A 22157-nucleotide genomic window follows, 5' to 3' on the forward strand; every position below is an offset into this window, starting at 1 on the left:
TAATGTGTTTTGCTCATCTCTATTATTTCCTTTCAAAAATTCATACTCTTCTTTATTTTCAATTTCTGTAGCTAATGCATGAACAAAATTATTTCCAACGCCTGAAAAAGACTTTCCCTGTACTGTATCCACATATCTGTAATATAAAGGTGATTCCACCATCTTCCATGGCTTCTGTGACTCCATCAGCACTTCTTTTATCAACTGAATACATTTTTCTACATCCTTTCGATACACGGCAATCAATAGATATGGTACTACTTTACCGTAATCCCACAGACCAAATAATGATACCATATGTTCTGTGATTTCGGCAATCTCCTCTGCTTTACAATGATTTCCGGTTTCTTCTTCCATTTCTATCAACTTATACAGATAGTTTTGTATATTCGTAACTGTCTGCATCAGTTTTCCCTCTAAAAAGAACGCTGCAATATCTGTCCCTTCCTGGTGTGCTAGTACATTCGTTTTCATAATTGTGGCATCTATCACAGTATCTGGAATTTTATCCAAAAAGATATTTGCTTCTTTATATTTTTCCATTTGTATATATTTCGCTGCAAGCATAAAAATACTGGAAATCCTTACCTTTTCATTCGGACTTTCAGCAGTTCGTTCCAGCCATTCAACAATCACATTATTGCATTCCAACTTTTTCTCATCATCGACATCGGATAAAGTTAACGCCGCATTTAAAACAGTAGCAATTGAATAAATCAACGAATCACAATGAGGATATTCCTTTATTTTATTTTTTCCCATCTCAAAAGCTTTTATAAAGCTATCCAATGAAACTTCCGAAAGCTCATTCACAAATTGTCCAATCTCTTTTTCTGTCAATTCTTCACGAAATGAAAATAGTTCATTCATATCAATTTTTAATAATCGAGCAATTGCCGGAAGTAATGATATATCTGGATATGTGTTTCCTTTTTCCCATTTATTTACCGCAGGAGTAGCAACGTCCAAATAATCCGCCACCTGTTCTTGCGTTAATCCCGCAGTTTTCCGATAGTTTTTTATCTTCTCACCAATTTGCATTGTTCCTACCTCCTGTTTATATTCTCATTATAGTATTTCTAATATGTGTTTACAATTGAGCCTTCGTTTAATTATGGCTTCGATTTCTTAACTACCGGTTAAAATCTGCGAGAAAAATGCTCTATTTTATAATTCTACAAATCAAAATATACTTAAATTTAATTAATTCAAGAATACGTGCATCAGTACTCCAATTAAGAAGCAAATCATCGCTGTAACACCCGCACTGATAATAACCTTTAATATATTTTGATAAGGACGTTTTCCCACTTCAACTGCCTTATGAAGTTCATCCAATTTTTTTCCCTCCGTAAATGCAACAATTTCCTTATAGGTTTGTATATCATTTTTCTTTTTTAGTTTTTCAACCTTTAACGCCCAGTATATTGTAATAATAAATAAAATCCCAAACGGAATATACGCATACCTTCCGAGCCACATAAACAAAGGTACTGCCGATATAATCAACACGGCCAAATGAACTGTATAGATGGAACCATAATAATTAAACTTTTTAATTTCTTGCTCGCTAATAATTTCTTTCATTTTCTCTATATCTCCTTTAATTAATTGATCGAGAGACACATTAAACAATGAACTAAGAAGTAACAAGCTATGAATATCAGGATAACTCTTTTCGTTTTCCCAATTAGAAATTGTCTGTCTTGTTACATATACCTTTTCTGCCAATTCCTCCTGTGATAGATGAAGCTCTGTTCGGTATTTTTTTATCTGTATACTCAGCTCCATATAATTTCCTCCCTTCGCAAGTAATTTGTTCTCTTGATCTGAGCCAAGAATAATCATTTTTTCATTATCTGTCTATCAAAGATATTTTACTTAACGGAAAACACAATGTCAAAAGAGTTTTACACTACAAAACTCATACCTTTTCAGCAATTTTTATTTTCATCTTTGTAAAGAGCAGCCTTTCGACTACCCTTTCGACTCACATATATACTCTTCCAATTTTCCACCTCTTTTGTAAGTTCTTTAACCTGCACAGCCATTGCCGCAACCTTATTTTTTATCTGAAGAAACAGCGGTTTGATTTTTTTGTCCCGGTAGGTCGCTGCCCGTTCCAACGTACCAGCTTCCGGTAACAACATTTTAACTGTTCCATATTCTTTTATTTCCTTACTCACATTATCCATAATCGGCTGTAACTGTTCCCTGCGTTCTTCCAGGCTTTTTAATTGTTTTTCTGCTGTTTCTGCACGCTTTTCTGCTGCTTTTTTATCTCTGACCGCCTGTTCTTTACTTTCCTTCAAAAGCTGTATATCTTCTCTGGATTCTGCGATTTGTACGGCCAATCCTTCGTTCTCTGCTGAGGTGCCCGCAGTCCAAAAGAAAACTATCTGAATGCACTGGCTGATATTTTTGATGTCTCTCCGCATGCACTGGCTGTCCCGGATATTGACAGCTATGTAGGACTTATGCATACCTTATTTACATTAGAAGACCTTTACGGACTTCATGTTGGTGAGATTGACGGAGAACTCTGCCTCCGGCTGGACAAATCCAAAGGAACCACCTACCTTTCTATGTTTGATATGTTCCATGCATGGCAGGAACAAGCCGAAAAGCTAAAATCCGGAGAAATCACTCAGGAAGAATATGACCAGTGGCGGTATAATTATCCTAAAAACTACAAATAAAAACCAACGAAAAAAGACCTTACCAAATTGATTTCACTCAATTCAGTAAGACCTTTTTGTTGGTTTCACACATATTACCTGATAACCACAAGATTCCGGATAAATAATGCCAAAATCTCTCGTGTTATCATTTTGTTATCAAATAGAACTTTATCTGCCCTGAAATGCCCTGTTTATAAGAGATTTCAGAAAATTTTTATTATTCAAACTCCAGACAGACAGTACGGAGTATTAACGCATATAGACGATTTTAAAGGCTTTTTAACCAGTTAAGAGCAACATAGCCACATAATCTAAATTTTAAAAATGCAATAAAAATGCAATGAGTGACACGACTACTTGCTATACTTCCATCGGCTTCTTCTTGATACCAACACTATGAAAAGTCCGATTACAATTAAATATACTTTGAAAGGAAGATCACCATGAATTACAAATTAGAACTCAAACAAATCGTGGAATTTCCACGCTGTCGCATTTACCGTGACTTCATACAAACTTTAATCACTACCAAGAGCATCCGAACTACCGGGGGCTCTTTTCTTTTTTATTATCTGGTATTATGCTCCTATGCAAATTACCGCACATCCTACCGCCGGATGGAACACATTACCTATACCATTGGTCCAGGAGAGTGGATCTGCACAGTCACAGATCTTCAGGAATGGTTTCGCTGCCGTTTCCAACATCAAGCGTTGTCCATCCTTCGATTTTTTGAAGAGCAGAATTACATTACCTACTCTCTTCTCGGCAAAAACCGCCTGGTCAAATTCAAAATATCAGACTGGCCCAAAGACAATACCGTATTGGAATACAACTATCCCTGTAAAAAAGATACAGGGTTTTTCTTTTTCCCGATTGCCAAAGTTCACGAACTAATTGGCATTGGAAAATGCTCGGAAATGGATGTTATTCTGGATCTGTGGATTCATGCAGTTTACAACGATTCCTCTGTCCTGGGATCTGATTCCGGTCCCATTGTCTATTACCGGGATAATACCGGAAATCCCCTTACCAGCTTTAATGAACTGGGTGAAAGGTGGAGTCTGTCAAAGGCATCGGTATCACGACTCTTGAAGAAACTGGAGGAAAAAGAATACATTACACTTATCTCATTTACAGGAAAACACGGAAGCGTAATTTATCTCAACAATTACCTGTCCGTGATGTTTAATATCAGCGACGTTATGATTGACAAGGAGGAGATCGCTATGAAGATGCAATTACCAATCCATGTACCTGAAGAAATCACTATTGAGGATTCTGCTTCTGTTAGCGTTTCAGAAACTGTCACAGACTCACAAATCACCGTTACAAAAAATGATTCCTGCGTTCCAGATTCACACATGAAATTTATCGTGCAAAAAGTCGCAGAACTATTGGATTCACAAGGGATTCCATGTTGCCACTGCTCCAAAACCCGCTATATATTATCTCCATTATCAGCCTGCAAAGATATATTTAATACATTTACTCTAAATATTATCTGTCCCTACGGAAATGCCGCTTATCGGTTTGAGTTGTCCGTAAGTCCAGGGGATGAGTCTGCCCAAAAGATGCCTGCCGTGGCAGAGCCTTCTGCACTGAAAGGGGGGGAATAGACATGGCAAACCGCAATACACAGGGATTTCCTTCACCCGAAGAAGATCCACGTTTTCACGACACCTATCAGTTTTTACGCAGATACCGGGATGCAACCTACAGCCTGAAGGTAGTCGTACACCAGATGGAGCACCAGTTTAAGCTCCAATACGACAATGACATCGACAAATTTCTGGACTCCATCTATGCTGCCGGGGCTGATCTTACCGGAAGCGACATCGAACAACGGGCAAAAAGTATTGCCAGAAGCAACCAGATGCTGAAGCTTTTGGAATCATCCATCGATCTCCTCCGGAACAATCACAAGCATGGGGAACAGTATTACTGGATTCTCTACTACGCTTTTCTCTCTCCACAGGAAATGAAAAATACAGATGAGATATTGGATAAGCTGGCTCACCACATCACCAATATTTCCTACCGCACCTATTACCGGAAACGCAGGGCTGCGATTGAAGCACTCAGTACCATCCTTTGGGGATTTACTGCAAAAGAGACATTGGATACGCTCAACAAGTTCTTTCCAGAGTAATACATATCGCCTATCTCCTCGGCTTTTCGTAATATCATAAAAATGTTATACTAAAAAATGCAAAATATATATTGACTCTCACGGAACGTCATAGCGTACAGTTCTCTTATCAGGAACAGGAGGTCAGCAACTATGAGGACAGACAAAGAAATACCAGACCCTACAGGTATCAGCGTTCGCACGCCTCACTATTACGATGAAATCGGGCTTTTAAAACGAACGCAAAAAAGTGATGCGGGATACCGGCTTTATGACGATAGGGCATTGGAAATATTACAGCAGATTCTGTTTTTCCGTGAGTTTGACATTCCTTTGAAAGAAATCAAAGCTGTTCTGGAGAATCCTGCTCTTGAAAGGAACCAGATCTTGCAAATGCAGAGAAAAATGTTGGTAGCAAAGAAAGAACGTATGGAACATCTGATTGCCAGCATTGATGATATCCTGAAAGGAGAGAATAAAATGGATTTTGCGATTTTTAGTAAAACGGAAGTTGAAGAAATGTTCCAAACTATGTTTGAACATATGCCTGACAATATGAAAGAACTTGCTGTAAAAGAGTTTGGAAGCATTGAAGAATGGAAAAAGCATTATATTAAGACAGTTTCATCAGAAGAAATGCAGAAAGGCTATGCTAAAGTTGTTGAGTGGTATGGAGGAAAAGAGCAATTCCTGTCTGTTGCCAACAATCCTATTAGCAAAGAGGCTGCAGAAAGTTACAACCAACAATTTGACAATCTTTTATACAAATTAGCAGCTAAAAAAGTATGTTCACCAGATTCTTCTGAAGTAAGAGAACTTGTTTCCGAATACGGTTTTCTTATGAAACAACTTTCACAGATAAAGAAAGAACACGGTCTGATGGTTGCACAGGCTCAATATTACCGTAATGAAAAAATCAAACCTATGATAGATGAAAAATACGGCAATGGTACAGCCGAATTCTTCGCACAAGCTTTCGAAGCATTTTATAAAGACAAGTAATCATTAGAACTACACAAAAGCACAACAATACACCATGCAGGGAATCAAAATGGTTTCCTGCTTTTTTTATGCCAACCAGTGAAAATGGCACAGAAATGACCTGCTTCTGCGATTGAAGCGTAAAATTACCCATGCTACAATAGGTATTGCTTATAGTTTTCCTTATTTCCAGCACCCATAGATGGTGCTTTTTTTGTACCTGTAAATTCAATCGCTGACAGCAGGTTCTATGTACTTTGTACGTACACTATACTTACAATACCAAACGTATCCTGTACGTACAGCCATATGTATAAAGTTTCCTATTATATATAGAAGGGAGTCAATCATGAAAACAAGGAACGAAATCTATCAAGGAGAGGGAGCCAAGCTCTTACGGTTCATTACCACTTACCATACTCTGAGGTATGACCAGGTTTTACAACTTTTCTCCCGACATGAGCAGTCTATCAAGTCATTGATTACCAGCCTCATCAAACAAGGGCGCATCATTTACGATAAAGAGCATGACCTTCTTTGTGACAGCCAGCAGTCTGCTGAGAATCCTGACTATGCTATAATTACATGCTTCTGGGTACTGCTGGATTTTAAGAAAGGTGTTGTATACCACACCAGTGGCGAATTTCCAATCAAGCTCAATTTCTTTTCGCAAGATGAACAATACGAAATCATCTATATCGGTGAAGAACAGGAGGCTCTGATCAATCATGTGATGGAAAGTATCCCATCACATGGTTCCAAACGCCTGATTGTCTTAGAATCCGAAAGCCAGGCTGCCAAAATCACCATTGATGATGTAGCCGCTTACTGCCTTGTAAATGAATCCGGTGCTGTCAGTTACTACATGAGAAAGTAGGTTATTATGACGCAAAATACACCAACCATTTACCAGCGGCTTGAAAAACTGGAAGGGGAGCTGCAAAAACTGACGAATACCGTTTACGCTCTGAAGGTCACTGATATCCAGAATTATGATAAAAATTTTGAGGAACTGAGCGTCAGTGCTGCTCTTCGGGCGGAGCGGATTGCCTGCCAGATGCGTAACCTTGTCTGTCCGGCTCTCTCCCCAAATCAAGCAGCTTATCTTCCCAAAGCGGCAGATGCACAGGGAATGCGGATTGCAGAACAGCAGGGGATTCTCACCATTACGCTTCCCGGACTGCTTCCGAAACGAAGAGTCCACACAAACACTGCATTTCTCCATGAACCGCTTAATTATATGCTTCGGGAGTATGTAAAACAAAATGCCCTGCCCCTCTATCGTGACTGCGTGATATCTTTCAGTCAAATATATGACAGGGAACTTCCTCAAAGACGTATCCGGGATTATGACAATCTGGAGTTTAAACAGATTCTGGATACACTTTGTACTTATGTTCTGACAGATGACAGCGGCTTTTTCTGTGATTCCTACTACACGACACAGCTTGGCTTAAAGGACTGTACACTGGTATCGGTTATGGAAAAAGCTGACTTTCCGAAATGGCTGCAGAACCAGAAAAATCATCACGAAAGCATGTCGGAAAATCTCCTGACTTCTCAGGCAGAAATCCGACATCGGTAAGAACCACCGCAGGGAACTTTGTTTTCTTGCTTTTTTTATCTCCAAACCACCGGAGATTTACCCAAGTATAGGCTTGCATGGGTAAGAACTGAATTGAGGTGATGCTTATTTGATAAGACCTGACACTACGAAATACCGCTTACTGGAAATGATAGGGATGTGCGGGGAATTTCCCGCAGACCAGCTAAACAGACTCATCCCAAGTGCCTCCTATGCGGAAAAACTCATTACGGATTTGAAGGCGGAACACCTCATCCGTACCCACTACCGGGATGCTCTCAGAGGCTACCGTCTTACAAAAGCTGCGAAAGAGATGCTGTTATCTGTCTCGCCGCTACGCTTCCAGTGCTATCTGACCGGCAATACCGAGACGAACCTCATCCGAAGTGAAGTATCCCGACGTATCCGCTTACATCAGAAAGCCGAAACGTATCTGACACTCCTTCATGCCGGGATTCCCTTTTATCCGGATGTAAAACCTGACATCTTCTGTAATCACCGCGAAGCTGGTTCCATCGGTATGCGAAGCCTTCCTCTTTTTTACGCTTCCAGAGAAATTAAGGAATTGGGCCCGGAGACCACGAAGATTAGGAACTCCCGCAGCATGGGCATCCTGATGGCACCGCAATGTGTCTATGTCCTTTATAACACGGGAAACGGAGTCCTGAAATGGGAATATCGAACGGAAGTCCGCTTAAACGCCTTCCTGCAGCATTACCTGCAAGGCTACCCTTACAACGGACATCCACAGATCCGGGCAATCATGACCGGAACCGACATGGAAATGGCTTTCCGGCTGTTTACCAGTACCGGAGGCTACAAAAAGAGCCTGTTTATGCTGGACACCTCCTTCGAGCATTTCCATTACCTTCCCAATACTCCGGAAGGGGAAGTGCTTTTAAAACTGCTGGTTCACCCTGAGATCATGGAAAAGCTGGACAACCTCCTGCTGTCCGATCTGGGCTGCCGCAGCGATTCAATTCCACTGGAACATGATGCCACGGATGCTTCCGGGAACCCCATCCTTCTTGCTTATGATTTTGACATGCAGCGAATCAACCGGTTCAATACCGGCTTAAATGTATACGGCAGATCCGGGAACCTGATCTGTTTCGATTTTCAGATTCCGGTCCTGAAAAAATACTTAACTGCCACAATCCATTTCTCCAGTATTGACCTTTGCAAATTCAAAAGGGGGTTTTTACATGAACCGTAAATGGTGGAAGCTCATTTATATGCTTCCGATCACCTTCTGCACCCTCTATGCAGGAGGCTATGTTGCTCAATTTATCCGCAACTATCAGACCTGGGAATCTGCCGGCAATTTTGCCGGAAACGGAACTGCCCCGCAGATCCCCTCCCCGCACCCGCTCGCCTGTCTGGATGCCCTGACTGCTTTCCCGTACAATCTGTATGGGATTTTTCTATGTCTGGCAGCTTTTGGACTCCTGACCTTCCTTCTCATGCGTATGGGATTTGACCGAAACGGGGAAATAACAGACCGGGGCCGGAACCTGAATTATTCCACAAAGGGAACCTATGGGACTTCCGGTTTTATGACTTTGGAGGAAATGCATCAGGTACTGGAGCTTACGAATGATGTCAAGAAACACAAGGGAACCATTCTTGGAAAACTGAACGGAAAAGCCGTTTGTCTCCCGAAGGATACCCGCATGAACCGGAATATTGCCGTTTACGGTGCCAGCGGTTCCATGAAAAGCCGGGCCTTTGCACGCAACATGATCTTCCAGTGTGTTGCCCGCGGGGAAAGCCTCATCATCACCGATCCAAAATCGGAATTGTACGAAAGTACAGCCACTTACCTTGAGAATGCCGGATATATCGTGAAATCCTTTAATCTTGTAAACCCGGAAAACTCGGATAGTTGGAATTGTCTGGGTGAAATTGGCGGACAGGAAACCATGGCACAGGTATTTGCTGATGTCATCATCCAGAATACCGGTTCTGCCAAAGGCGATCACTTCTGGGACAATGCCGAGATGAACTTATTAAAAGCTCTGATTCTCTATGTGGATCAGGGATTCCCACCGGAGGCAAAGAATATCGGACAGGTATACAAACTCCTGACCATGAGTTCGGAAAAAGAACTGAACAGCCTCTTTGACCTGCTTCCGGTCTCCCATCCGGCAAAAGTCCCCTACTGCATCTATAAGCAGGCAAGTGACACGGTACGTTCCGGCGTCATCATCGGACTCGGTTCCAGACTTCAGGTATTCCAGAACAAGCTGATCCGCCAGATCACTTCCTATGATGAGATCAACCTGACGCTGCCGGGAAAAGAAAAATGTGCATACTTCTGCATCACTTCGGATCAAGACAGCACTTTTGATTTTCTTTCTTCCCTGTTTATGACCTTCGTATTTATCAAACTGGTCCGTTATGCAGACACCTATGGGGAAGATGGAAAACTGCCGGTTCCGGTACATATCCTGGCTGATGAGCTGGCGAATACGGGAGCAATCCTATCGCTCAACAAAAAGATTTCCGTGATCCGAAGTCGAAACCTCAGTATTTCCTGCATTTTCCAAAACCTGCCTCAGATGCAGAACCGGTATCCCTTAAACCAATGGCAGGAAATCATCGGGAACTGCGACACTCAGCTATTTTTAGGCTGTACGGATGAGGTAACTGCTACATTTATCTCTAACCGCTCCGGTGATGTGACCGTTGGTGTCAGCAGCGAAGCCAAACAATTAAATAGCTGGAGGGTATCCGATTATACACCGGAATACCGCCAGACCAGATCCATCGGGAAACGAAAGCTCTTAACTCCGGATGAGATCCTGCGGCTCCCGCTGGATACTGCACTGATTATCCTGCGTGGTCAGAAGGTACTGCAGGTAGAAAAATACGATTACACCCTGCACCCGGATGCCCAAAAACTCATTCCCCGGAAGGCTTCCGAACATATTCCGGAATGGAGAAAAGGAGCATGTAGTGAAGAATATACGTACACTCCAACTATTCCTGCTTCCCACCCAAAAAAAACCGCTTCTTATGGAAAGCAGAAAAAGAAAAAAGCTGAACCGCACTTTGACCAGCAAAGCGTTTATCAGGAACCTGGCTATCACGATTTCCCGGATGACTTCTCAGCAGATAACTATTCGGATCACACAGACATGGTTCCTTTAGATAAAGATTCTATCATGTCATAATTTGAAAGGAGACACTATGATGCCAAACGAAACAACCAACACACCTATTTTAACTCTGGATTCCGATGCGAAGCTGGAAACAGCCCAGTCCATTTCAGACCTTACCTGGCATGAGATCCAGAATGCCTACCGTACCCGCCGGATCTTAACCGGAATGCTTGGCGGTATCGAGAAAACAGAAAACGGCAGCCTCATTGCCGTGGTTTACTACAAGGATTTCCGTACTGTCATCCCAGTAACTGAGATGATGATCCATCTCATGCAGGATGAAGCACACGATTATGGGGAGCTTGCTCTGCGGCAGAACAAAATCCTCAACAATATGCTTGGATGTGAGATTGATTTTCTGATTAAGGGATTAGATCCGAAGACACGCAGCATTGTCGCCAGCCGGAAAGAAGCGATGCTGAAGAAACGCCAGATCTTCTATCTGGATAAAGATGCTTCCGGAATGCCGAAAGTTTATGAAGACCGTATCGTGCAGGCAAGAGTCATTGCTGTTGCGGAAAAGGTAGTCCGGGCAGAAATTTTCGGTGTGGAAACCTCCATTCTTGCCAGAGACCTGTCCTTCGACTGGATGGGTGATGCCAGAGAACGCTTCCAGGTAGGCGATCACATCCTGGTACGCATCCTGGATGTGCGGGCAGACTCACCGGAGCAGGTCATTGTCCACGCAGATGTCAAAAGTGTGGAAGGCAACACCAGCAAGGAAAACATGAAAAAATGTAAGATTCAGGGAAAATACGCCGGAACTGTGGAAGACATCCATAAAGGCACCGTCTTTGTCCGGCTCTCCATCGGTGTCAATGCCATTGCCCACTCCTGCTATGACAGCCGGACAGTCGGGAAAAAGGATCAGGTATCCTTTGTGGTGACGCATATTGATGAAGAGCGTAATGTTGCCCTCGGCATCATCACCCGCATCATCAAGCAGACCATATAAGGCTTCCACCTTATTTTTAAATAGCTTTTTTTCATATACAGCACCAATTAGTCCAGCAAATACTCACGATACAGCTACATAAGGTGACAGAATAAAGTATTTTTCAGACCATTACCTTATTGTACTGAAAACGGTAACGTGTTATACTGATTCGGTATTACTGAACCGGAAAGACGGATGCATTTCGATTTTGCCCTCTAGTATCCAAGGAGGGTGATGCCCATGAATACAATGGAAGTATTGACTTTACTATTGGTAATTTTTGCGGCTTTGACTTATATAGATCGACATAATAAGAAATAGCATCCACGACCCTAGGAAAGTTTTGGATGCTATGACTTATACATAGAATATAAAATTTAACTGAGGGCATCAGATTTTGCATCTGAATACCTTTCTTGAGTTCATTATACACTGGGGGATTTGAGAAATCAAGTCCCCCTTTTTATTATGACATTGATTAGTATCTGCATTAAACATCAGAAATTTATATTCTTACTCACTGAAACGAATTCTCTCTATCAATGAATCTTTCCTTACTGACTTTGCAATGAATATTGCCAATAACATCTGTATCACAAACAATGTTAAAATTATAATAATAGCTGCTGTTACCGGATAATGGTATGTGCTGATATCAAACATTCCTGTACGCTTTGCATATAAAAACAACGGATATCCTGCAAGACTTCCCACTCCGATACTGATAATAAGAGTGCCTACTGTATAGAATATACCTTCCAACTGGAGCATCTTCATCAACTGACGGTCCGACATTCCGATTGCCTGCATCATGCCAAGCTCCTTTTTTCGCACATGGACACTATTGATCATTGTGTTAATCAAGTTCATAATGCTGATTGCTGCCAGAATGATGATAAATGCATAACATGCACCTCTAGTCATCTGTATGGCATTTTCCCATGTATCGTACTCATTCTTCCAGGTACGCATCTGCAGTCTGCCTGATCCATCCACAATAGCCTGTAGAGATGCTTCCAGTGCCTCATCATAATCCTTATCTGCAATCACCTGAAAATAGCTGGAAGAATTATTTATGGTAAGTTTCTCTGCCCCTTCTTTTGCCATGATAAGACAGTTATAGTTTGTCAGACCTCTTCCATATTCACCAATTGCTGCCACTTCAATCTCTTTTTGAAAGGTATTATCTCCATCATGAATATTGAGTTTCAGCTTATCTCCCACTTTAATATCTGGATACCAGTGAAGTAGCGCGCGGTCCAGAATCACTTTATCCCCGGATTTCAATTCCTCGTATGTGACATTGCCTTCAGTGATTCCTTTTTTCAGCTCTTCTGCGTATTCTTCCGGCACTCCATTGATAAATTCGGTTCCAATTTTTTCTTCAAAAGGTCCTCCTGATACCTTCAACGCGGTAAACACATCTACCCGCTCAACACCGTCAAGCTCCTCTATCTGCTGCTTTAGTCCTTCATTTAATGGATTATTCTTTTGAACCTCCGCCCATTCATATTCAGGATGCTCTTTATTCCCGGATTCCACAATTGGAGAAATCTCATATTGCCCCACAATCGAACTCTTTGCACTTTCCATCGGATTTGCACAAGACAGCACCGTTGCTACCATCATGACAAATATTCCGGTAACGGCCATAGATACAATCGTGATAGTACTCTTCTTTTTATTCTCTGCAAGATTTCTCTTGGTCAGTCGTCCGATATTCAGAAATTGATATCCCTTCCTGCTGCTTTTCTGTCGCTTACTGCCTCCCTGGTAACGCATAGCTTCTATTTCTGATACCTTCGCCGCCATACGCATAGGCTTCATCAGTGACAGATACACTGTACACAGAGTCACTGCAATTGCCAACAGATAAATCCACCAATAATAAAGTTGGACTTCTCCTTTAGCTACAACCTTGTATGCCTCTGTTATAAGTACGTTTGAATCCTTTGCATGTTCTACAAACTGGAGAAGTACAACTTTCACAGCAACTGTTCCGATCAAAAGTCCTATCGGAATGGCAAACAACGCCACTCCCATTCCCTCTCTTAGTACGATTTGTCTAAGCTGCCGTTTCGTAGCCCCGATTGCCTTTAACTTTCCAAATTCCCGAACCCTCTGGTTCATAGATACATAATAAACACTATAAATTGTGATAATGCCCGCCAATACAACAATAAGCATGATTCCTACAATCACCGGAATTGTAGCCGGATCCACATAATTTGCTGCAAGATACTCTTTATTAATATTCATGTCATCCTCGGAAATCCCGAACTGTCTGGCAATATTCTGTATCGTCTCTGTATAATCTGCAGTCGTATTTCCTTTCTGTCCATTCACCTGAAGTAAAAACCGATATTTCACCTGTTCTACCGGTATCTCCGCTTTCAGAAAGGCCTCTGAAACCAATGATGTATATTGTTTTTGTTCTTTGCTGCTCTCATTATCTGCTAAAAAACCACAGATTCGAAAGTCTTTCTCCTTCGTATAATCCAGTCCGTCATCTTTCAGAATCTGATAAGGTACTGTGATAGTGTCACCGATTTTCCCATTCTGTCCTAATGCTTCCAGTATTCCTTTTGAAACCACAATATCATTTTCTTTCTGCGGAAGTTGCCCCTCTTTCAGCTTCACTTTATAAAGTTCCATCCCTGTTCTGTCCATATACATCATGGAAACCGTCGCATCTTCCAGATTCATGTACCCCGCATCGCTGCGGAGTCCGTAAGTTTTCACATCATGATGTGCCGCCAGTTTCATAACTGTACTCTCGTCCACGTTCCGATAAAGGGCATGCCATGTTGGATAAATCTTATTGATTACCGCAAAGTTCACTTCCACCATATCTTTTCCGATTGATGGGATTACGAACAGCAGTAATGTTGTCAGGATAATGGCAATTCCAATCAGTATGTTTTTGCTCTTATAATGCCGCATATTGCAATATGCAACTCTGGTCGTCATCTTCATTATCTTCTCACCGCCTTGCCATCTTCAATGATAATCATTTCATCCGCCATCTGGGCAATCGTTTCATCATGGGTAATCATGATAAGCGTCTGCCCGAAATCCGACACGCAGCTTTTCAATAGGCTCATAACCTCTAGCTCAGTCTGGGAATCAAGGTTTCCAGTCGGCTCATCCGCCAAAATTATCGCCGGTCTTGTCACCAATGCCCTGGCTATCGCAGTTCTCTGTTTCTGTCCACCAGACAAAGCAGACGGCATCGCATCTTTCTTATCCTGCAGTCCGATTTTTTTGAGAATATCTTCCACTTCCCGCGGCTTTACCTTGCGATTATCAAGTCCCAGCGGAAGAACGATATTCTCCCACACATTCAGCGATGGAATCAGATTAAAATCCTGAAAGATAAATCCTATCTTCTTTCTTCGAAACTGTGCCAGTTTATCATCTTTTCGAGAATAGATATCGGTTCCATCAATCCATACTTTGCCGGAATCCGGTCTGTCAAGCCCTCCAATCAGATGCAGAAGTGTAGATTTTCCGGAGCCGGAACGTCCTACGATAGCTGTAAACTTGCCTCTCTCTATCTGTAAACTTGTATGATCCACGGCTCTCACCTGATTCTCGCCTTCTCCATAATACTTTACTAGATCTTCTACTTTTAAAATACTACTCATATCTTCAAGTCCCCTTTCCATTTCATACCCCTACTATAACATTCCTGCATTACAAAACCCTTACAACAACCATAACAGTTTTGTAAGGGTTCCGACTATTCTCCTATTATGAGCGGCAGTGTCACTTTAAATATCATACCTTTCTCAGCCTTTCTTTTGGCTGCTATTGTCCCCCCCTGTTCTTCTATGATCTTTCTGGCAAGATACAGACCGACACCCGCTCCGTCTTTTACCTGTTCCTTTGCTTTCCTTCCCCGGTAAAATCTCTGATAGATCTTATGCAGTTCCTCCGCAGGAATGCCCATTCCTTCATCTTCTACTTCAATAAGCACATTGCTTGCTAGCTCCTGCGTCCTCACTGTAATCGTTGTATGTTCCGGTGAATATTTGACTGCATTCTCAAGGATATTCGTTAATGCTTCTACCGTCCATTTTGAATCATGGTTCACAACTATATCATCATCCATCTCCACCTGAATGGAAATATCTTTTCCTCTTGCCTTCATATAAATCTGACTGACAGCCTCTGTTAGCGTTTTCTTCAGGCTTTCATGAAGCGAATGTATCTGGATCATATGTGTTTCCAGCCTTGAAAGATTTACCAGTTCATTCAAGAGCTGTTCCAGTTTGGTAAGTTCCTGTGATTCCTGCTCCAGAAACTCCCTCTGTTCTTCTCCTGTAACCCGATTTTCTGCCACCAGCTCATGACTCATCCGGAGTGATGCAAGCGGAGTCTTCAACTGATGGGAAATATCTGTAATCAGACTCTTCGTACCATTTTCTTCCTGCTCCAGACGTTCCTTCAAATCTTCGAAATATTGCCCCAGCTCCTTTACAGATTCCCACACCTTTAACCATTGTTCCGATTCTGATGTTTCTTCAGGATATGTTTGGAATTTTCCTTTTCTGAATTCCTGCAGACATTCATATAATTGCTGTAATTGTTCCTCATCACCGTATCTGCTCCAGTTTTTTCTTCGGTCCAGGTACAAGAACAGGCTACATACTATGACTCCCACTAGTAATCCAATTCCCCAGATAATCCTTATAACCACATCTGAAGATCCACTCCCTGAGTGATAACCATAAGTTTCTTCCAGCATCTGTACGACTCTTTCTATCTTCTGATCGTCCCGGTCTCTTATAAAATCTACTGTTCCTGACTTTTCCCAGATTGCAACTATTTCCCCTTCCAGTTCAGGATGTTCTGCAAGGAGCAGTGCTATCTGCGTTGCTTTCGCATTTTCCTCATACTTTGTTATCAGATACATTCCTACTGTAAAAAATACTGCAAAGATTACATATACGATAAAATACCGTTTTAATTTTTGTTTACCTTTCCGGTCCATATATATCCCAGTCCTCTCACATTCGCTATCTCTTCTGTTCCAAGTTTATTCTTCAGTCTGCTTATATTGACAGTAACCGTATTATCATCGACAAATTGACCGTCTATATCCCATACATGCTCCAGGATACTTTCTTTTGAAACAATCTGTCCTGCATTCTCCCAGAGATACAGCAACAGAGAGAATTCTTTCTTACTTAAAGTAACTGGTTCATCCCCTTTATACACCTGCATCGTTTTCATATGCACCGTAATCTCTCCGGAAGACATAATCTGTGCCTGTACCTTAGAAAGCCGTCTCATCAATGCGTTCACCTTCGACACCAAAGCCATCAGTGAAAATGGTTTGGTAATATAATCATCTGCCCCTGTATCATAACCATTTACAATATCTATTTCCTGATCCAAAGCCGTAAGATAGATAAGATATGTATCTCCACCTGCACGTACCATCCTTCCAAAATCCAGTCCTGTACCATCCGGCAATGTAATATCGCTGATAACAAGAGCATAATCTCCTTTTTGAAATGCTTCTTTTGCTTCCTTTATTGTATAAACCTGACGAACCTCATACCCTTCCCGTGAAAGTAACAGGGCAATTCCCCGATTTAGATTCAAGTCATCCTCCAGTAATAATATTTTCTGCATCAAATACTCCACCTCTATTTGTAATAACCTGTTCTTTTATCATATCAGTCCTATCTTTTGTCTACAATAAAAATAAAATTAACATACATACTTTTCCTTCATATGTTCAAGGATTTCACCGGATACTGCTTCAGAAATCGATCAATCCATTTCTGATTGCTTCTCTGTAACATCCGAAGTCTGGATAAAAGCTGTAGACAACTGCAGCTCTATGTTACTAAAGTCCTATCCATCAATACAGGAGTTATAGAATGCCGTGAAGATACCGTCAAATTCCATTTCAATAATATGTAGGCTGTCCATTGTGTGCTCCAGATAAGTCAGTGTTCCTCTATCCAAATCTATACTCGGCTTTCCTAGTGAGTTTGCTATTACATCTGGATTTGTAATTCCAAACATCTCCTTTATATCCGGCATAAGATAATCCACGATATCCGGCAGCCTTTTCTCATACGCCTGTGCCAGTTCAACTGCATGCTTCTCATAATCGGAATGTATACTGTCACAGACAAATTCAATCCCGTTTATTTCCATCTTATAGTAATCATTATTCTCATCATAGACAAACGCTGTACCCTTACTTTTTTTATTTTTTTCCAAAATCCCCATGATATATCTACACTTTCCCGGTTCTTCCGCCATACACAGTCTAAAAAACTGTAACTTAATGCTTACGTTTGTAAAAAATAACTCCTGCCAAAATCAATAAAATAATTCCAACTACAATCATAAAAATAAAATTATCACCATTTAACTTCCCTGCTATGAAAATAGAAGTCGGGCCATCCGCACCACCAATAACAGAAACGGCTGTGTTTTCTTTCTGCTTCAGTACAATGCCAATGACTGCCAATACAATTCCTAAAATTCCGGCTATGATTCCCAATCGCTTTTTCATTGCTACCACCTCAAATCATTTTTATCTGCTCAATCAAATGTAAATTGTTATGCAAGTATTTCTATGCAAATGAAGCATAGATAACCCATATTTCTGCAAACATTACCAATAAAAGTACACCATCTATCATCCAATTAAACTGAATGTCCGTTAAGAAAGTTTTTGAATGTGTCAGGCAATATTTTACTTTTTCTCGTCCAGTCAAAAAAGTGATAAGCACTTGTAATATAGGAAATAAAAATATTTGTATTTTTCTTCCATAATCATCCGCAATCCCATTTGCAAAATGTACTGGAATAATACTCGGTAAGAAAAATATACTTACAAGAGCAAGCAAAAATCCTATTATACAAATTATCCATGTGAATTTTCTAGTATTGATAAATTTCATAACAATCCTTCTTTCTGCTAAATTCAAGTTTTTCCAATACATAACACGTACTTACATTATACTCCTCACCAATGCAAACCTCAATTTATTCTCCATCCTTTTCCCCGTTATTAAGCTTCGGGCAGTAAAATGCCTTTACTTCCACCCCATCTTCCTCCGACTCAATTTCCACATAATAATCCCGGATAAAGTATCCCGCATTATGCTCCTGAATGGCGTACAGCTCCAATGTCTGAAAATCCACCAGTACCAGATCACGGGGCTTGGGTTTTTGCGTTTCCTCACAGAATACCTCCATGCTTTCCACCAGCTTATCCAGGCATTCCTGACACAGATGGTTCTGTACTTTTTTCACATCGAAGATACTATCTTCCCCGTAATCCACCGATACTTCGGAAATCCCGTAATCCGACATCTGCTCCGTATGGAAAAAGCAGCCGCCTTCTCCTGTCCCGGTATAACCCATATGCCCGTTTCCCTGCGGGCCGGTAAGATTCCCGTCCTCATCATGATTCCGGATATGCATATCCATCACATACCAGTGATTGGTACAGATCACTCCCAGATCGTCAAACTTCCGGAAATAATCCATCATACTCCGTTCATCGCTTCCACACAGCCAGCACTGTTTTGGATCTTTCAGCTTGCTTTCTACTGATTCAGGCACCTTTCTTTCTACCGGGTGATATTCCTGCTCCTGTGTTTTTTCAAGATAACCTGTCAGATCCAGCCGGCTGATTCCCAGTCCGATCAGAATTCCTGACGCACATGCCAATAATCCCACATATCCCTTTTTCATATTATAGTCATCCTTTAAGAATTAGTTTTATAATGCTTTTAGGATTACTATATCAAATCTTGCAATCACTTTCATCATAAATCGCATATTTTTATGTGTTTTATTGCATATACAGCTTTCAAAAAAACTGCCTGCGGCAATTTCGCAGACAGCTTCTATTTCATCATCTCTTCAATTATCACATCCAGCATCCGAAGCACGCTTTCCTGCTTCTTCGGTGTGAGCCTTTCCAGCTTTCCTTCCACTACAGAAGTATGTTCCATTCTGGTAAGAGGAATCACTTCCTTCAGCACTTCATTCGGTTCCGCACCTAATACATTCAACAGCTTTACAAATGTTTCCATCGTAGGTGTTTTCACTTCCCGCTCAATCGCACCCAGATGGTTGGTACTGATATCCACCAGTTCAGCCAGTCTCTCCTGCGTAATTCCTGCCTCTTCCCTGTACCTGCGGATTGCCTTTCCCATTCCTTTCACACGCACACCTCCTCCTTCCAGTATTCACTAACGCTTAAAGCATTAGTCATGTAAATCCAGTATAATTGGTTGCAAATCACGCTTACAGTATCCATAAGGATTGCATTTATAACGCTTTTAGCGTTGGTCACATTTTTGGCACTCCATCGTCTGTAACTGGCACAGTCCTGCGATTGTAGCGGTAATTTACCCATGTTAAAATTGATATTGTCAAAATTATATGCAGAACGAAACGCAGCACTGCCGTATGGGAAGCCTCTCCTGCGGCAAATAAGCTGCGTTTTTTCTGTAAGATAGGAGGATCTTTACAATTTCATACTTTGATTTAGGACGCAGCCTGCATTGACCGGGCTGCGTCCTTTCTTGAGGCAGGAAAACCATAAGCAAAGGCAGGGGAGGTAATTCTCCTGCCGCTCTTATAAAAAGGAGGTACTTTTACGTGAAACACAAACTGAAAAACGCTCCGCCGGACACAAAACGGCATGTCAATTATGGCAGATGCCTGTATGCTGCATTTCTGGCTGTCACAGTCCTCTGCGGATACACACAGCCGGTTTTTGCCGCTACCATCTGGACCAAAGCCAATGAGATCATGAAGGATGTCTATAACCAGATTATCCTCATTTCCACCATTGCTGCAGTCGTAACGGCATCGGTTGCCCTTCTGATGATGAATTTTTCCAAAAGCGGAAAAACCGTGGACGAATCACGTGCATGGCTCAAGCGTATCGTCATTACCTGGGCGATCTTAAACGGGCTTGGCTTTATCATGGCTTACATCACCCCGTTCTTTGCAGGCGGAAAATGGAACGGATAGACGAAAGGAGATGCCACTATGGGAATACTTGACGGAATCGTGGAATGGATTGCCGAACAGGTCATGAACATTCTGGATCTGATCACCACTTCAGTCCTCGGTGCTCTGGGCTGTTCCATGGATACGTTTCTTCGCTACTTTCCTGCTGCCGAGACCATGTATCAGGTCTTTCTGGCACTGGGCATCGGGCTGATCCTCTTAAACTGGGTATGGCAGCTCTTTAAAAATTACTTTATGGGAGCCGGTATCGAAGCGGAAGATCCCATTAAGCTGTCCATCCGTTCCTTCCTCTTTATCTTTCTCACCTTCTATGCGAAAGATATTGTGGATCTGCTCCTGAAGATTTCAGGAACACCGTACAACTGGATTCTGACGGAAGACCTGCCGCCTTTAAAATTTGCGGATTTTAACTCCGTAGTCACAGTCATCCTGGGAGTCTGTGCAAATGGGGCGGTAGCCATCATTGCACTGATTCTGGTACTGATTCTGGCGTGGAACTACATCAAACTGCTCTTTGAAGCGGCAGAACGCTATATTCTTCTGGGGGTACTGGTCTACACAGCCCCGGCAGCTTTTTCCATGGGTGCCAGCCAGTCAACCGGAAATATCTTCAAAAGCTGGTGCCGGATGCTTGGCGGCCAGTTCTTTTTGCTTCTGATGAATGCGTGGTGCCTGCGGCTGTTTACTTCTATGGTCGGCACCTTCCTTGCCAATCCGTTATCCCTATAAGAAAGGAGGACCAAAATGAAACTTAGAAAGAAACTCATACCATTCCTGGTACTAACTGCCTGTCTGGTACTGTTTTGCTCCATGCCGGTCTTTGCAGCGGAGCTTACGGAAGCAGACGTGGAAGCGGCAGTTGCCAGTCAGGGAAAGGAAGCGGTAACCGGAAATGTCTTCGTCTGGTTCCTGTGTGCCATTGCCTTTTTAAAGGTATCCCAGAAAATTGATTCTTTTCTGGCATCGCTTGGCATCAATGTCAGCAATACCGGAGGAAACATGATGGCTGAACTTCTGATTGCAGGACGGAGCCTGACCGGTTCCATGCGTTCCCATGGTGGTGGCGGCTACCACAAAGCCTCTTCTCCCGGAAGTGCGGCTGTCGCAGGAAGCTTCCTATCCGGCGGGCTTGCCGGGGCAGTGGGAAGACAGGTACAAAGAGAAGCGGTCAATTCCGCAACCGGTTATACCGAACACAGCAGTATCGGAAACATGCTCTACCAGTCATCCCTGAACAAAGGCGGAGACTTTGCCAATCAGGTCATCAGCAACATTGCACAGGGAAATTACGGTCAGGTAGGTTCCATCAAGGGAGCAGACGCACAGAAAGCCTTTACTTCCTATATGGGCATCAATCCGGGCGGCGGTTCTTCCTATGATAATGTAGAAATCGGTGGCGGAAGGATCACCGGTACCGAAACCGGAAGCTCCGGAAACCGGGATTTTGCCCTGTACCATGCCGACCAGTATGCAGCTCCTACTCAGGGCTCCTACTCTACGGTACAGTCCGTGGATGGTTCCACCTGGTACAAGCAGTATGCACAGGATACGGTCGAAAAAACACCATATACTTCCGGCAGCGGCAAAGTAGCCTACAATGAATCCATTGTCCAGAAACTGCCGCCAGCCCCACAGCGAAAGGAGCGTATGTAAC

The 22157-nt window shown here is 42.2% G+C and carries 23 protein-coding genes and 1 pseudogene; 12 read left to right on the plus strand and 12 right to left on the minus strand.

The genetic code is table 11. From position 1 onward, the window contains the following. The 3 genes from PGR14_RS13810 to PGR14_RS13820 form a co-directional block, all read right to left on the minus strand. A partial coding sequence (locus tag PGR14_RS13810; protein WP_270223599.1) for a helix-turn-helix domain-containing protein occupies positions 1–1041 on the minus strand: 1041 nt, incomplete at its 3' end. A 162-nt stretch (positions 1042–1203) separates the two neighbouring features. Next, on the minus strand, positions 1204–1791 hold the full coding sequence (locus tag PGR14_RS13815; protein WP_055248371.1) for a helix-turn-helix transcriptional regulator: 588 nt from the start codon (positions 1789–1791) through the stop codon (positions 1204–1206). A 143-nt stretch (positions 1792–1934) separates the two neighbouring features. Then, complete coding sequence (locus PGR14_RS13820; protein ID WP_242859489.1) at positions 1935–2354, minus strand: hypothetical protein; 420 nt, start codon at positions 2352–2354, stop codon at positions 1935–1937. 21 nt (positions 2355–2375) lie between these two features. Between PGR14_RS13820 and PGR14_RS13825 the strand changes: the two are divergent. The 9 genes and pseudogenes from PGR14_RS13825 to PGR14_RS13865 form a co-directional block, all read left to right on the plus strand. Next, positions 2376–2699: pseudogene (locus PGR14_RS13825) on the plus strand (helix-turn-helix domain-containing protein); the annotation flags it as partial. Positions 2700–3124: 425 nt separating this feature from the next. Next, positions 3125–4300 (plus strand): MarR family transcriptional regulator, encoded by a 1176-nt coding sequence (locus tag PGR14_RS13830; protein ID WP_023921589.1) that lies wholly within the window; start codon positions 3125–3127, stop codon positions 4298–4300. A gap of 2 nt (positions 4301–4302) precedes the next feature. After that, on the plus strand, positions 4303–4833 hold the full coding sequence (locus PGR14_RS13835; RefSeq protein ID WP_005333547.1) for a hypothetical protein: 531 nt from the start codon (positions 4303–4305) through the stop codon (positions 4831–4833). A gap of 132 nt (positions 4834–4965) precedes the next feature. Further along, entirely contained in the window at positions 4966–5814 is an 849-nt protein-coding gene (locus PGR14_RS13840) for a MerR family transcriptional regulator (protein ID WP_270223600.1), read from the plus strand. Positions 5815–6142: 328 nt separating this feature from the next. Beyond that, on the plus strand, positions 6143–6670 hold the full coding sequence (locus PGR14_RS13845) for a DUF5697 family protein (RefSeq protein ID WP_005333543.1): 528 nt from the start codon (positions 6143–6145) through the stop codon (positions 6668–6670). Between the two features lie 6 nt (positions 6671–6676). Further along, positions 6677–7378, plus strand: coding sequence for a DUF6100 family protein (locus PGR14_RS13850; protein ID WP_270223601.1), 702 nt, complete (start codon positions 6677–6679; stop codon positions 7376–7378). Positions 7379–7487: 109 nt separating this feature from the next. Beyond that, on the plus strand, positions 7488–8594 hold the full coding sequence (locus PGR14_RS13855; protein WP_022415648.1) for a hypothetical protein: 1107 nt from the start codon (positions 7488–7490) through the stop codon (positions 8592–8594). After that, the gene (locus PGR14_RS13860; protein ID WP_022415647.1) at positions 8584–10554 is read left to right on the plus strand and encodes a VirD4-like conjugal transfer protein, CD1115 family; all 1971 of its coding nucleotides are present in this window, start codon (positions 8584–8586) and stop codon (positions 10552–10554) included. The genes PGR14_RS13855 and PGR14_RS13860 overlap by 11 nt, the downstream gene beginning before the upstream one ends. 19 nt (positions 10555–10573) lie before the next feature. Continuing rightward, the gene (locus tag PGR14_RS13865; protein ID WP_023921587.1) at positions 10574–11497 is read left to right on the plus strand and encodes a S1 RNA-binding domain-containing protein; all 924 of its coding nucleotides are present in this window, start codon (positions 10574–10576) and stop codon (positions 11495–11497) included. A 495-nt stretch (positions 11498–11992) separates the two neighbouring features. On the opposite strand, the gene PGR14_RS13870 is transcribed toward PGR14_RS13865, so the two are convergent. From PGR14_RS13870 to PGR14_RS13910, 9 genes are all read right to left on the minus strand, one after another. Continuing rightward, positions 11993–14449, minus strand: a complete 2457-nt coding sequence (locus PGR14_RS13870; RefSeq protein WP_227617543.1) for an ABC transporter permease — start codon at positions 14447–14449, stop codon at positions 11993–11995. Between the two features lie 5 nt (positions 14450–14454). Continuing rightward, a complete protein-coding gene (locus PGR14_RS13875; RefSeq protein ID WP_172676439.1) occupies positions 14455–15126 on the minus strand; it encodes an ABC transporter ATP-binding protein in 672 nt (223 codons plus the stop codon). A gap of 95 nt (positions 15127–15221) precedes the next feature. Then, complete coding sequence (locus PGR14_RS13880) at positions 15222–16475, minus strand: sensor histidine kinase (protein WP_005333534.1); 1254 nt, start codon at positions 16473–16475, stop codon at positions 15222–15224. After that, entirely contained in the window at positions 16448–17122 is a 675-nt protein-coding gene (locus PGR14_RS13885; protein WP_005333533.1) for a response regulator transcription factor, read from the minus strand. The genes PGR14_RS13880 and PGR14_RS13885 overlap by 28 nt, the downstream gene beginning before the upstream one ends. A gap of 225 nt (positions 17123–17347) precedes the next feature. Next, on the minus strand, positions 17348–17731 hold the full coding sequence (locus PGR14_RS13890) for a hypothetical protein (RefSeq protein ID WP_226850873.1): 384 nt from the start codon (positions 17729–17731) through the stop codon (positions 17348–17350). A gap of 55 nt (positions 17732–17786) precedes the next feature. Then, complete coding sequence (locus tag PGR14_RS13895; protein ID WP_005333531.1) at positions 17787–18020, minus strand: LPXTG cell wall anchor domain-containing protein; 234 nt, start codon at positions 18018–18020, stop codon at positions 17787–17789. Positions 18021–18081: 61 nt separating this feature from the next. Continuing rightward, complete coding sequence (locus tag PGR14_RS13900) at positions 18082–18411, minus strand: DUF1648 domain-containing protein (RefSeq protein ID WP_022415592.1); 330 nt, start codon at positions 18409–18411, stop codon at positions 18082–18084. An 85-nt stretch (positions 18412–18496) separates the two neighbouring features. Beyond that, positions 18497–19210 carry a hypothetical protein gene (locus PGR14_RS13905; protein ID WP_270223604.1) on the minus strand — a complete coding sequence of 238 codons (714 nt, stop codon included), beginning with the start codon at positions 19208–19210 and terminating at the stop codon, positions 18497–18499. A 155-nt stretch (positions 19211–19365) separates the two neighbouring features. Next, a complete protein-coding gene (locus PGR14_RS13910; RefSeq protein WP_179960461.1) occupies positions 19366–19677 on the minus strand; it encodes a helix-turn-helix domain-containing protein in 312 nt (103 codons plus the stop codon). Between the two features lie 448 nt (positions 19678–20125). Here PGR14_RS13910 and PGR14_RS13915 point away from each other — a divergent pair, with 448 nt between their 5' ends. The 3 genes from PGR14_RS13915 to PGR14_RS13925 are packed head-to-tail and all read left to right on the plus strand — an operon-like array spanning position 20126 to position 22156. Then, positions 20126–20503 carry a hypothetical protein gene (locus tag PGR14_RS13915; RefSeq protein ID WP_005333524.1) on the plus strand — a complete coding sequence of 126 codons (378 nt, stop codon included), beginning with the start codon at positions 20126–20128 and terminating at the stop codon, positions 20501–20503. A gap of 18 nt (positions 20504–20521) precedes the next feature. Then, positions 20522–21232 (plus strand): hypothetical protein, encoded by a 711-nt coding sequence (locus tag PGR14_RS13920; protein ID WP_005333522.1) that lies wholly within the window; start codon positions 20522–20524, stop codon positions 21230–21232. Positions 21233–21247: 15 nt separating this feature from the next. Continuing rightward, a complete protein-coding gene (locus PGR14_RS13925; protein ID WP_270223605.1) occupies positions 21248–22156 on the plus strand; it encodes a hypothetical protein in 909 nt (302 codons plus the stop codon). Position 22157: the final 1 nt, after the last annotated feature.

Source organism: Coprococcus sp. AF99-45, assembly GCF_027663865.1.
Taxonomy (GTDB): Bacteria; Bacillota; Clostridia; order Lachnospirales; family Lachnospiraceae; genus Allocoprococcus; species Allocoprococcus comes.